This is a genomic window from Streptomyces cyaneofuscatus (assembly GCF_033109485.1).
Taxonomy (GTDB): domain Bacteria; phylum Actinomycetota; class Actinomycetes; order Streptomycetales; family Streptomycetaceae; genus Streptomyces; species Streptomyces cyaneofuscatus.
The window spans coordinates 4,627,551-4,639,856 of the sequence record NZ_CP137002.1; the positions used below are offsets into that span (position 1 = coordinate 4,627,551).

Genomic DNA, 12,306 nt, shown 5'->3' on the forward strand with positions numbered 1-12,306 from the left:
GGAGCGGGGTTCGGGGCGGAGCCCCGGGTGCTCCCGAGCCCTCGGCCATGCCACCGTCACCTGCCCCGCTCCCGCGTCTCGGGCTGACCCTTTCCAGCCCCTCCGGCGCTTGAGGAGCGGGGCACGGGGCGGAGCCCCGGGTGGACCCGCCCCCCTCACCAACCCCCCGGCTCCAGCCCGTCCACCGCGAACACCGACCCGTCCGGCGCCGTCCCCACAACCACCCGCCCCGCCGCCACCGGCGCCGGCAGGTCGGACGCGTACGTCAGCTTCCCTCCGCTCAGCCGCGCCCGCGTCGCCCCCACCAGCGCCCCCCGCCCCGTGTCGACGGCCAGCAGCCGCCCGTCCGCAGCCGAGAAGTACAGGTGCCCGCCCTCCCCGAGCACCGGCGCGGACCCCCTCCCCACCCCGGTCTCCAGCCGCCACAGCTCGGCCTTCCCGCCGCCCGCGGCCGAGGCCGGGGCCCCGGTGTCCACCGCCAGCAACGACCCGCCCCGCCCCAGCAGGTACGCGGCGTCGCCGCCCATCACCACCTCCGGCTCGTCCAGCCGGAACGGCAGCGCGATCCGTACGGCCGAGCGCTTCTGGGGCGCGTACCGGACCAGCCCGACCGTCTGCATGTCCGCGTTCATCTCCGTCAGGACGAGCTCCCCGCCCCCGGCGGTGGCGACCGGCGTGAGGATCCCGTCCAGCCGCCGCTGCCACGCGGCCCGGCCGCTCCCCGAGTCCACGGCGGTGACCAGGGTCGAGGCCCCGTCCGCCGCGTGCTCGACGGCGTACGCGAGACCGGACGCCTCGTCGTACAGCCCGAAGTCCGGCCGAGTGTGCCCCGTCAGCGGCCGCTCCCACCGCTCCACCCCGCTCGCACCGTCCAGCGCCATGACCGTGCCGCCGTCCGCGACGGTCAGCAGGGTCGACCCGGCGGGAAACGTGGAGCCGGGGCTCGCGGAGAGGCCGGTCTCCCGGACCGGGACGCCCTTCACCGGGTCGTACGCGCGCAGCTTCCCGTCCGGCCCCGCAGAGAGCACCACCCCGCCCGAGACGATGGGCGCCGAGGCCTCGCGGAGCGCGGTGTTCCGGTCCGACCAGACCACCCGCCCGTCCGCCGGGTCGATCCGCGCGGTCCCGGTCCCGGCCACCGCGCAGTACAGGGCAGCGCCCGCCCCGGCGGAGGAACAGACAGGGGTGGCGCGGCCACCGGTCCGCAGCGAGGTGCTCCACGGCGAGAAGGCGGCGCCGTCCGCCCCCGCCCCCTTCCCCTCCGGCGTACGCTCCGAAGCCGCCACCGGCCCGCCACCACCCCCACCCCACAGCGCGAACCCCCCGGCACCCGCCCCCGCGATAAGCAGAAGCAGCGCGGCCGCGAGAACCAACCGCCCACGCGTCGGCCGCCACCGCCGATGAGGGACCGCCCCGCGCACATGAGTGGCGTCCTCGGCCCCCTCCCGCTCACCGGCCTCCACGGCGACCGCCGCAGGCCGCCGCTGAGCCGGTATGAACGCGGCAGCCTCGTACGAAGGCGGCCGCAACTCCGCCATCACCTCATCGGGAGTCGGCCGCTGAGCCGGGTCCTTGGCCAGGCACCGCCCGACCAGCTCAGCGAGATCCTCCGGGACCCCGCTGAGGTCCGCCTCGTCGTGCACCACCTGGTACGCCACGATGTACGGGCTGTCCGAGTCGAACGGCCCCCGCCCCGTCGCCGCGTGGACGAGCACCGCCCCCAGCGCGAACACATCGGCGGCCGGCCCGACCTCACGCGGCCGCTGGAACTGCTCGGGCGCCATATAGGGCGGCGAGCCGATCAGCTTGCCGGTCTCGGTGCGCAGATCACTGTCGTACGGGCGCGAGATCCCGAAGTCGATGACCTTCGGGCCCGCGTCGGAGAGCAGCACGTTGCTCGGCTTGAGGTCACGGTGGATGACACCGGCCCGGTGGATGTCCCGCAGCGCCTCGGCCAGTCCGGCGGTCAGCCTGCGCAGCTCGGCGGGGGCCAGCGGCCCGTTCCGCTTGACCTGGTCGGCGAGGGTCGGCCCGGGCACGTACAGGGTGGCCATCCAGGGTCGTACGGCCTCCGGATCGGCGTCCACGACGGGCGCGGTGAACGCCCCGCTGACCCGCCGCGCGGCCGCCACCTCCTGCCGGAACCGGGCCCTGAACTCGGGGTCCGCCGCGTACGGCCGGTGCACCACCTTCACCGCGAGCTGGAGCCCGGAGGCGGAGCGGGCCAGGTGGACGACGCCCATGCCGCCCGAGCCGAGACATGCCTCAAGGCGGTAGGTACCCGCATATTCCGGAAACTCCGCTTCCGGATGCGCTCCGGCCCCTGGCAGCGGCGGCATCGCCCACCCCCGTGTGTTGATGCGCAAGCGCGACGCACGGAGCCTAGTCGATGGTGCGTGCGAGTGGCGTGGGGCTTGTTAGCCTGCGCGTCGTACGGCTTCGTACACATCGTTTTTCAACGGGGGAGGCCCCTCATGGGCGTTGACGAACAGACCATCGACCCGGCGGACGGAGCGGCGGAAGCCGCCGAGTCCACCACGACCGCGGCGGCGGCACCGGCCTCGGCACACCGCTACCCGATCGCCCCCGGCTACCGGGTCAACGTCCGCACCGGCCCGGGCACCAGCTACCGGATCGTGCGGACGCTCCCGCTCGGGATGAGGGTGCCGATCTACTGCCAGAAGCCGGGGGAGCGGGTCACCGGCCCGTACGGCACCTCGAACCTCTGGTGCAACATCGCCAACGGCGAGTTCATCTCGGACACCTACGTCCTCACGGGCAGCGACGGCTACGTGGCCCCGCGCTGCGACTGACCGGACCGCCGAGCCGCTCGCTCACGGGGCACGACCCCCGTCCGGGATAATCGACCCCGTGAGCGAGAAGAACGGCAACAGCGAAGCACCCGGCACCCCGGGTACACCCCCCGGCCCGCAGCCCGAACCGATCCGCTTCTTCGGCACGACGTGGGTCGACCACGACGGCGGTTACGGGCTCCGCCGCGCCGGCGTCGCGATCGGCTCGCTGGCCGCCGCCGTGGCCGCCTGCTTCGTCCTGCGCTTCGCCTTCCAGGGCCTGGAGATCGCGGAGGTCGGCAGCCTCGTCGGGATGCTGGTGATCGCGATGTTCGCGATCTGCAGCGCCGTCGCCTTCCGCAAGACCTGGGAGGGCTTCGGCTCCCGCCCCAAGGACCCGGCCCGCGAGGACGCCCTGCGCGGCCTGAAGTCGATCGGCTTCATCGGCTCGCTGCTCGCCTACTTCTTCCGCTCGCTCATCGAGGCCCCGGGCGAGAAGCTGCGCCGGACGGAGTACGAGAGCGCCCGCGCCCAGTTCGAGAAGCGCCGCTCGACCCGTACGGGCAACCCGGCGGCCCGCAAGCGCCCGAAGCGCCGCTGACCCCGCCGGCTCGGCCGCGCAGGCATGGTCGGTGTGCCGCAGCCCGCTCAGCTCCAGCTCCACCTTCCGGTCGACCGACAGGGCGTCCGGCGCGTCCAGCAGCAGCCCACCAGCAGCCCCTCGAAGAGGCTGGTCGCCACCACCGTCACCCCCAGCACGACGGCCTCCCCGCGATGCCCGCACCACAGGGGCACCAGCACCCGCAGCGGTACGAGCTTGAACCCGGCGTGCACCAGCACCCCGGCCAGCGCCGCCACCGGGATCACCCCGAGCGCCCCGCACACGGTGTTGCCCGCGCTTTGGGCGATCAGCGCCTTGTCGTAGTCGGTACGCCACCCCTGGTGCATCCGGTCCACGGCCGCCGCGCTGAACAGCGACTCCGCCGAGGCGATCAGCGCGAAGGCCAGCACTCCCCGCCCTCTTGACGACGACACGCATCCAGGTCTGTAATTCATCACATGATGAATAATGAGCGTGGCGAACCCAGTGCCCCCGGAAGAGACCGCCCACCCCCAGCGGTCCAGGCGGTCCAGGCCCGCGACCTCACCGTCGTACGAGGCGACCGCACAGTCCTGACCACCCTCGACTTCACCATCCGCCCCGGCACGATCACGGGCCTCCTCGGCCCCTCAGGCTGCGGAAAGACGACCCTGATGCGCGCGATCGCCGGCACCCAGGCCAAGGTGACGGGCACCCTCGACGTCCTCGGCCACCCCGCCGGCGCCCCGGCCCTGCGCCCCCGCATCGGCTACGTCACCCAGGCGCCCTCCGTCTACACGGACCTCACCGTCCGCCAGAACCTGGACTACTTCGCCGCCGTCCTGCACCCCGGCCGCACCCACCGGGACAAGCGCCGGTCCGCGGTCAACCGGGCCATCGAGGAGGTGGCCCTCACCACCCACGCCGACGTACTGGCCGCCGCCCTCTCCGGCGGCCAGCGCAGCCGCGTCTCCCTGGCCGTCGCCCTGCTCTCCACCCCCGACCTGCTGGTCCTGGACGAACCGACGGTCGGCCTGGACCCCGTACTCCGCCGCGACCTGTGGGACCTCTTCCACCGCCTGGCCGCCGACCGGGGCGCCACCCTCCTCATCTCGTCCCACGTCATGGACGAGGCCGAACGCTGCCACCGCCTCCTCCTGATGCGCGAGGGCCGCATCCTCGCCGAGGACACCCCCGAGGCACTCCGCACCCGCACCGGCACGGCGACGGTGGAGGAGGCCTTCCTCCACCTGGTCGACGAGGCGGCCGCACGAGGCACCCACCCCGAGGAGCCCACGCCATGACCACGCGAACAGCACCCCTCGCCCCCACCGGCCGAGCCCTGACCCCGTCCCGCACGGCGGCCACGGCGGCCAGGGTCCTGCGCCAGCTCCACCACGACCCGCGCACGATCGCCCTGCTCCTGATCGTCCCGGTCGCGATGATCACGCTGCTCCGCTACGTCTTCGACGGCGCCCCCGACACCTTCGACGCGATCGGGGCCTCGCTCCTCGGCATCTTCCCGCTGATCACGATGTTCCTGGTGACCTCGATCGCCACCCTGCGCGAACGCACCTCGGGCACCCTCGAACGCCTCCTCGCCCTCCCCCTCGGCAAGGGCGACCTGATCGCCGGGTACGCCTTCGCGTTCGGCGCGATCGCGGTCGTCCAGTCCGCCCTGGCCACCGCCGTCTCCGTCTGGCTGCTCGGCCTGGACGTGACGGGCTCCCCGTGGCTGCTGCTCCTGGTGGCCCTGCTCGACGCCTTGCTCGGCACGGCGCTCGGCCTCTTCGTCTCGGCGTTCGCCGCGTCCGAGTTCCAGGCCGTCCAGTTCATGCCGGCGGTGATCTTCCCCCAGCTCCTGCTCTGCGGCCTGTTCATCCCCCGCGACCAGATGCACCCGGTCCTGGAGGCGGTCTCGAACGTCCTGCCCATGTCGTACGCCGTCGACGGCATGAACCAGGTCCTCCACCACGCCACCCCCACCGGCGCCTTCCTCCGGGACATCGCGGTCGTGGCGGGCAGCGCGCTCCTGGTCCTCTGCCTGGGCGCGATCACCCTGCGCCGCCGCACGCCCTGAGACACCACCGCACGCTCCGGGACCCCGGTGCGAGGATGACGGAGAGACGACGGGCTACGCATCCGCCGCACCCCGACCCCAGCACCGCCCGGAGGGTGAACACATGACCCAGACAGTCGCAGTCCTCGGCACCGGCAAGATCGGCGAGGCCCTCCTCAGCGGCATGATCCGGGCGGGCTGGCGACCGGCCGACCTCCTGGTGACCGCCCGCCGCAGCGAGCGGGCCGAGGAACTGCACACGCGGTACGGAGTCGAGTCGGTCAGCAACGCCGAAGCGGCAAAGGCGGCGGACATCCTCATCCTGGCCGTCAAGCCGCAGGACATGGGCAAGCTCCTCGACGAACTGGCCCCTCACGTCACCACCGACCGCCTGGTCATCAGCGCGGCCGCCGGCATCACCACCACCTTCATCGAGGACCGCCTCACCGCGGGCACCCCGGTCGTGAGGGTCATGCCCAACACCCCGGTCCTGGTCGACGAGGGCATGTCCGTCATCTCGGCGGGCGGCCACGCCACCGGCGCGCACCTCACCACCACCGAGGAGATCTTCGGCGGCGTCGGCAAGACCCTGCGCGTCCCGGAGTCCCAGCAGGACGCGGCCACCGCCCTCTCCGGCTCGGGCCCCGCCTACTTCTACTTCCTGGTCGAGGCCATGACCGACGCGGGCATCCTGCTCGGCCTGCCCCGCGCCCAGGCCCACGACCTCATCGTCCAGGCCGCCATCGGCGCCGCCGTGATGCTCCGGGACAGCGGCGAACACCCGGTCAAGCTCCGCGAGGCCGTCACCAGCCCCGCCGGCACCACGATCAGCGCCATCCGCGAGCTGGAGAACCACGGCGTACGCGCCGCCCTCATCGCCGCCCTGGAAGCCGCCCGCGACCGCAGCCGCGAACTGGCCTCCGGCAACGGCTGACCAGCCCCGAGCGGCCGCCCCGCCCCCCCGCCCCCGGCCGCCGCACCCCGCGGCCGGGGGTTGACACACCCGAACCGGAACCGTAATGTGCTCCGAGTTGTCCGACGTGAGCGCCGACCCCGGTCGGTCCCCGGACAGCCATTCCGCAGTGACCACGACCAGCAGCGACCTCGTGTCGCGTGCTTTTTCGTGCGCATTCGCGAAATGAGGAATCCGCGTTCGAAGGGACGCACCCCGATTAGCGTCGGGGGCCAGGAATCCGCTAATGTCTCACTCGTCGGAACGGCCCAACAGCCGGGAAGACAAGCCCCGCTGACTGGGGGTCAGGCCCGAAAGGATCTGATAGAGTCGGACTCGCAGGAAAGGGAAAACGCGAAAGCGAAGAACCTGGAAAGCGAAACTGCACGGCCCGCTTCGACCGGGAATCGGACACGAAAGAGTCTGATAGAGTCGGAAACGCAGGACAGCAAGACAAAGAAACACGAAGGGAAGCGCCCGGAGGGCCCCGGTGAAACGGGACCGAAGGAAGCGTCCGTTCCTTGAGAACTCAACAGCGTGCCAAAAGTCAACGCCAGATATGTTGATACCCCGGCCTGCACCTGGTGCAGGTTGGTGGTTCCTTTGAAAAGTCCTACCGGCTCACTTCGGTGACGGTAGGCGATACACAGCGAGGACGCTGTGAACAGCGGGTCTTATTCCGACCGGTTGTTCCGCTCTCGTGATGTGTGCACCCGATTACGGGTAAACATTCACGGAGAGTTTGATCCTGGCTCAGGACGAACGCTGGCGGCGTGCTTAACACATGCAAGTCGAACGATGAAGCCTTTCGGGGTGGATTAGTGGCGAACGGGTGAGTAACACGTGGGCAATCTGCCCTTCACTCTGGGACAAGCCCTGGAAACGGGGTCTAATACCGGATAACACTCTGTCCCGCATGGGACGGGGTTAAAAGCTCCGGCGGTGAAGGATGAGCCCGCGGCCTATCAGCTTGTTGGTGGGGTAATGGCCTACCAAGGCGACGACGGGTAGCCGGCCTGAGAGGGCGACCGGCCACACTGGGACTGAGACACGGCCCAGACTCCTACGGGAGGCAGCAGTGGGGAATATTGCACAATGGGCGAAAGCCTGATGCAGCGACGCCGCGTGAGGGATGACGGCCTTCGGGTTGTAAACCTCTTTCAGCAGGGAAGAAGCGAAAGTGACGGTACCTGCAGAAGAAGCGCCGGCTAACTACGTGCCAGCAGCCGCGGTAATACGTAGGGCGCAAGCGTTGTCCGGAATTATTGGGCGTAAAGAGCTCGTAGGCGGCTTGTCACGTCGGATGTGAAAGCCCGGGGCTTAACCCCGGGTCTGCATTCGATACGGGCTAGCTAGAGTGTGGTAGGGGAGATCGGAATTCCTGGTGTAGCGGTGAAATGCGCAGATATCAGGAGGAACACCGGTGGCGAAGGCGGATCTCTGGGCCATTACTGACGCTGAGGAGCGAAAGCGTGGGGAGCGAACAGGATTAGATACCCTGGTAGTCCACGCCGTAAACGTTGGGAACTAGGTGTTGGCGACATTCCACGTCGTCGGTGCCGCAGCTAACGCATTAAGTTCCCCGCCTGGGGAGTACGGCCGCAAGGCTAAAACTCAAAGGAATTGACGGGGGCCCGCACAAGCAGCGGAGCATGTGGCTTAATTCGACGCAACGCGAAGAACCTTACCAAGGCTTGACATATACCGGAAAGCATCAGAGATGGTGCCCCCCTTGTGGTCGGTATACAGGTGGTGCATGGCTGTCGTCAGCTCGTGTCGTGAGATGTTGGGTTAAGTCCCGCAACGAGCGCAACCCTTGTTCTGTGTTGCCAGCATGCCCTTCGGGGTGATGGGGACTCACAGGAGACTGCCGGGGTCAACTCGGAGGAAGGTGGGGACGACGTCAAGTCATCATGCCCCTTATGTCTTGGGCTGCACACGTGCTACAATGGCCGGTACAATGAGCTGCGATGCCGCGAGGCGGAGCGAATCTCAAAAAGCCGGTCTCAGTTCGGATTGGGGTCTGCAACTCGACCCCATGAAGTCGGAGTTGCTAGTAATCGCAGATCAGCATTGCTGCGGTGAATACGTTCCCGGGCCTTGTACACACCGCCCGTCACGTCACGAAAGTCGGTAACACCCGAAGCCGGTGGCCCAACCCCTTGTGGGAGGGAGCTGTCGAAGGTGGGACTGGCGATTGGGACGAAGTCGTAACAAGGTAGCCGTACCGGAAGGTGCGGCTGGATCACCTCCTTTCTAAGGAGCACTTCTTACCAAGCCTCGGTTTGGTCAGAGGCCAGTACACCGGCGAATGTTCGGTGCTGGTTGCTCATGGGTGGAACGTTGACTATTCGGCACGATGGTTTGTTGGTCACTAGTACTGCTTCGGCGTGGAACGTGGTGAACAGGGCATCGGGCCGGGCACGTTGTTGGGTATCTGAGGGTACGGCCGTAAGGCAGCCTTCTGATCCGGTCCCAGTGAACTCGCCTGTACAGGGTGGGGTGGTGGGTGGCTGGTCGTTGTTTGAGAACTGCACAGTGGACGCGAGCATCTGTGGCCAAGTTTTTAAGGGCGCACGGTGGATGCCTTGGCACCAGGAACCGATGAAGGACGTGGGAGGCCACGATAGTCCCCGGGGAGCTGTCAACCAAGCTTTGATCCGGGGGTTTCCGAATGGGGAAACCCGGCAGTCGTCATGGGCTGTCACCCGCTGCTGAACACATAGGCAGTGTGGAGGGAACGAGGGGAAGTGAAACATCTCAGTACCCTCAGGAAGAGAAAACAACCGTGATTCCGGGAGTAGTGGCGAGCGAAACTGGATGAGGCCAAACCGTATGCGTGTGATACCCGGCAGGGGTTGCGCATGCGGGGTTGTGGGAGTTCTCTTTCATAGTCTGCCGGCTGTGAGACGAGTCAGAAACCGTTGGTGTAGGCGAAGGACATGCGAAAGGTCCGGCGTAGAGGGTAAGACCCCCGTAGCTGAAACATCAACGGCTCGTTTGAGAATCACCCAAGTAGCACGGGGCCCGAGAAATCCCGTGTGAATCTGGCGGGACCACCCGCTAAGCCTAAATATTCCCTGGTGACCGATAGCGGATAGTACCGTGAGGGAATGGTGAAAAGTACCGCGGGAGCGGAGTGAAATAGTACCTGAAACCGTGTGCCTACAAGCCGTGGGAGCGTCGCTGTATGTGCTTGCACATGCAGTCGTGACTGCGTGCCTTTTGAAGAATGAGCCTGCGAGTTAGCGGTGTGTAGCGAGGTTAACCCGTGTGGGGAAGCCGTAGCGAAAGCGAGTCCGAACAGGGCGAACTAGTTGCACGCTCTAGACCCGAAGCGGAGTGATCTAGCCATGGGCAGGTTGAAGCGGAGGTAAGACTTCGTGGAGGACCGAACCCACCAGGGTTGAAAACCTGGGGGATGACCTGTGGTTAGGGGTGAAAGGCCAATCAAACTCCGTGATAGCTGGTTCTCCCCGAAATGCATTTAGGTGCAGCGTCGTGTGTTTCTTGCCGGAGGTAGAGCACTGGATAGGCGATGGGCCCTACCGGGTTACTGACCTTAGCCAAACTCCGAATGCCGGTAAGTGAGAGCGCGGCAGTGAGACTGTGGGGGATAAGCTCCATGGTCGAGAGGGAAACAGCCCAGAGCATCGACTAAGGCCCCTAAGCGTACGCTAAGTGGGAAAGGATGTGGAGTCGCAGAGACAACCAGGAGGTTGGCTTAGAAGCAGCCACCCTTGAAAGAGTGCGTAATAGCTCACTGGTCAAGTGATTCCGCGCCGACAATGTAGCGGGGCTCAAGCGTACCGCCGAAGTCGTGTCATTCATACACATATCCCCAACGGGAGTATGGATGGGTAGGGGAGCGTCGTGTGCCGGGTGAAGCAGCCGCGGAAGCGAGTTGTGGACGGTTCACGAGTGAGAATGCAGGCATGAGTAGCGATACACACGTGAGAAACGTGTGCGCCGATTGACTAAGGGTTCCTGGGTCAAGCTGATCTGCCCAGGGTAAGTCGGGACCTAAGGCGAGGCCGACAGGCGTAGTCGATGGACAACCGGTTGATATTCCGGTACCCGCTTTGAAACGCCCAGTACTGAATCAGGCGATGCTAAGTCCGTGAAGCTGGCCCGATCTCTTCGGAGTTGAGGGTAGTGGTGGAGCCGATGAACCAGACTTGTAGTAGGTAAGCGATGGGGTGACGCAGGAAGGTAGTCCAGCCCGGGCGGTGGTTGTCCCGGGGTAAGGGTGTAGGACGCACGGTAGGCAAATCCGTCGTGCATATAAGTCTGAGACCTGATGCCGAGCCGATTGTGGTGAAGTGGATGATCCTATGCTGTCGAGAAAAGCCTCTAGCGAGTTTCATGGCGGCCCGTACCCTAAACCGACTCAGGTGGTCAGGTAGAGAATACCGAGGCGTTCGGGTGAACTATGGTTAAGGAACTCGGCAAAATGCCCCCGTAACTTCGGGAGAAGGGGGGCCATCACTGGTGATCCGATTTACTCGGTGAGCTGGGGGTGGCCGCAGAGACCAGCGAGAAGCGACTGTTTACTAAAAACACAGGTCCGTGCGAAGCCGTAAGGCGATGTATACGGACTGACGCCTGCCCGGTGCTGGAACGTTAAGGGGACCGGTTAGTGCACTTTCGGGTGTGCGAAGCTGAGAACTTAAGCGCCAGTAAACGGCGGTGGTAACTATAACCATCCTAAGGTAGCGAAATTCCTTGTCGGGTAAGTTCCGACCTGCACGAATGGCGTAACGACTTCTCGACTGTCTCAACCATAGGCCCGGTGAAATTGCACTACGAGTAAAGATGCTCGTTTCGCGCAGCAGGACGGAAAGACCCCGGGACCTTTACTATAGTTTGATATTGGTGTTCGGTTCGGCTTGTGTAGGATAGGTGGGAGACTTTGAAGCGGCCACGCCAGTGGTTGTGGAGTCGTCGTTGAAATACCACTCTGGTCGTGCTGGATGTCTAACCTGGGTCCGTGATCCGGATCAGGGACAGTGTCTGATGGGTAGTTTAACTGGGGCGGTTGCCTCCTAAAGAGTAACGGAGGCGCCCAAAGGTTCCCTCAGCCTGGTTGGCAATCAGGTGTTGAGTGTAAGTGCACAAGGGAGCTTGACTGTGAGACCGACGGGTCGAGCAGGGACGAAAGTCGGGACTAGTGATCCGGCAGTGGCTTGTGGAAGCGCTGTCGCTCAACGGATAAAAGGTACCCCGGGGATAACAGGCTGATCTTCCCCAAGAGTCCATATCGACGGGATGGTTTGGCACCTCGATGTCGGCTCGTCGCATCCTGGGGCTGGAGTCGGTCCCAAGGGTTGGGCTGTTCGCCCATTAAAGCGGTACGCGAGCTGGGTTTAGAACGTCGTGAGACAGTTCGGTCCCTATCCGCTGCGCGCGTAGGAATATTGAGAAGGGCTGTCCCTAGTACGAGAGGACCGGGACGGACGAACCTCTGGTGTGCCAGTTGTCCTGCCAAGGGCATGGCTGGTTGGCTACGTTCGGAAAGGATAACCGCTGAAAGCATCTAAGCGGGAAGCCTGCTTCGAGATGAGTATTCCCACCAACTTGATTGGTTAAGGCTCCCAGTAGACGACTGGGTTGATAGGCCAGATGTGGAAGCCCTGTAAGGGGTGGAGCTGACTGGTACTAATAGGCCGAGGGCTTGTCCTCAGTTGCTCGCGTCCACTGTGTTAGTTCTGAAATAACGAACAGCTGTGATTGCACCGGTTGTTCAGAATTTCATAGTGTTTCGGTGGTCATTGCGTTAGGGAAACGCCCGGTTACATTCCGAACCCGGAAGCTAAGCCTTTCAGCGCCGATGGTACTGCAGGGGGGACCCTGTGGGAGAGTAGGACGCCGCCGAACAATTTTTGTGGGAAAGCCCCGCACCGTATGGTGCGGGGCTTTTCTG

At 65.7% G+C, this 12,306-nt stretch carries 6 protein-coding genes, 3 rRNA genes and 1 pseudogene; 8 read left to right on the top strand and 2 right to left on the bottom strand.

All coding sequences use genetic code 11. The features are described 5' to 3' along the window. Nucleotides 1–155: 155 nt before the first annotated feature. Nucleotides 156–2,339 carry a protein kinase domain-containing protein gene (locus R2B67_RS20460; protein ID WP_317824920.1) on the bottom strand — a complete coding sequence of 728 codons (2,184 nt, stop codon included), beginning with the start codon at nucleotides 2,337–2,339 and terminating at the stop codon, nucleotides 156–158. Nucleotides 2,340–2,474: 135 nt separating this feature from the next. Here R2B67_RS20460 and R2B67_RS20465 point away from each other — a divergent pair, with 135 nt between their 5' ends. Together R2B67_RS20465 and R2B67_RS20470 are read left to right on the top strand one after the other, a co-directional pair. Further along, nucleotides 2,475–2,813, top strand: coding sequence for an SH3 domain-containing protein (locus R2B67_RS20465; RefSeq protein ID WP_317820050.1), 339 nt, complete (start codon nucleotides 2,475–2,477; stop codon nucleotides 2,811–2,813). A 58-nt stretch (nucleotides 2,814–2,871) separates the two neighbouring features. Beyond that, entirely contained in the window at nucleotides 2,872–3,393 is a 522-nt protein-coding gene (locus R2B67_RS20470) for a hypothetical protein (protein ID WP_317820052.1), read from the top strand. A gap of 12 nt (nucleotides 3,394–3,405) precedes the next feature. Here the strand turns inward: R2B67_RS20470 and R2B67_RS20475 are convergent. Beyond that, a pseudogene (locus R2B67_RS20475) lies at nucleotides 3,406–3,803 on the bottom strand (SulP family inorganic anion transporter); the annotation flags it as partial. A 48-nt stretch (nucleotides 3,804–3,851) separates the two neighbouring features. Here R2B67_RS20475 and R2B67_RS20480 point away from each other — a divergent pair. The 6 genes from R2B67_RS20480 to rrf all read left to right on the top strand — a co-directional run bounded on the left by R2B67_RS20480 (nucleotide 3,852) and on the right by rrf (nucleotide 12,260). Next, nucleotides 3,852–4,676: an ABC transporter ATP-binding protein gene (locus R2B67_RS20480; RefSeq protein ID WP_317820054.1), complete on the top strand. Its 825-nt coding sequence runs from the start codon at nucleotides 3,852–3,854 to the stop codon at nucleotides 4,674–4,676. Then, entirely contained in the window at nucleotides 4,673–5,452 is a 780-nt protein-coding gene (locus R2B67_RS20485; RefSeq protein ID WP_317820056.1) for an ABC transporter permease, read from the top strand. The genes R2B67_RS20480 and R2B67_RS20485 overlap by 4 nt, the downstream gene beginning before the upstream one ends. Before the next feature lie 103 nt (nucleotides 5,453–5,555). Next, nucleotides 5,556–6,365 (top strand): pyrroline-5-carboxylate reductase, encoded by an 810-nt coding sequence (gene proC, locus R2B67_RS20490; protein ID WP_317820057.1) that lies wholly within the window; start codon nucleotides 5,556–5,558, stop codon nucleotides 6,363–6,365. A gap of 748 nt (nucleotides 6,366–7,113) precedes the next feature. Further along, nucleotides 7,114–8,639 (top strand): 16S ribosomal RNA (locus R2B67_RS20495). Between the two features lie 300 nt (nucleotides 8,640–8,939). Beyond that, a 23S ribosomal RNA gene (locus R2B67_RS20500) occupies nucleotides 8,940–12,065 on the top strand. 78 nt (nucleotides 12,066–12,143) lie between these two features. After that, a 5S ribosomal RNA gene (gene rrf / locus R2B67_RS20505) occupies nucleotides 12,144–12,260 on the top strand. The 16S, 23S and 5S rRNA genes sit together here, the layout of an rRNA operon. Nucleotides 12,261–12,306: the final 46 nt, after the last annotated feature.

Bases quoted from the DNA above. Each gene is read 5' to 3' on its own strand.
- R2B67_RS20460 (WP_317824920.1), bottom strand. From the start codon at position 2,339: ATGCCGCCGCTGCCAGGGGCCGGAGCGCATCCGGAAGCGGAGTTTCCG.
- R2B67_RS20465 (WP_317820050.1), top strand. From the start codon at position 2,475: ATGGGCGTTGACGAACAGACCATCGACCCGGCGGACGGAGCGGCGGAA.
- R2B67_RS20480 (WP_317820054.1), top strand. From the start codon at position 3,852: ATGATGAATAATGAGCGTGGCGAACCCAGTGCCCCCGGAAGAGACCGC.
- R2B67_RS20485 (WP_317820056.1), top strand. From the start codon at position 4,673: ATGACCACGCGAACAGCACCCCTCGCCCCCACCGGCCGAGCCCTGACC.
- proC (WP_317820057.1), top strand. From the start codon at position 5,556: ATGACCCAGACAGTCGCAGTCCTCGGCACCGGCAAGATCGGCGAGGCC.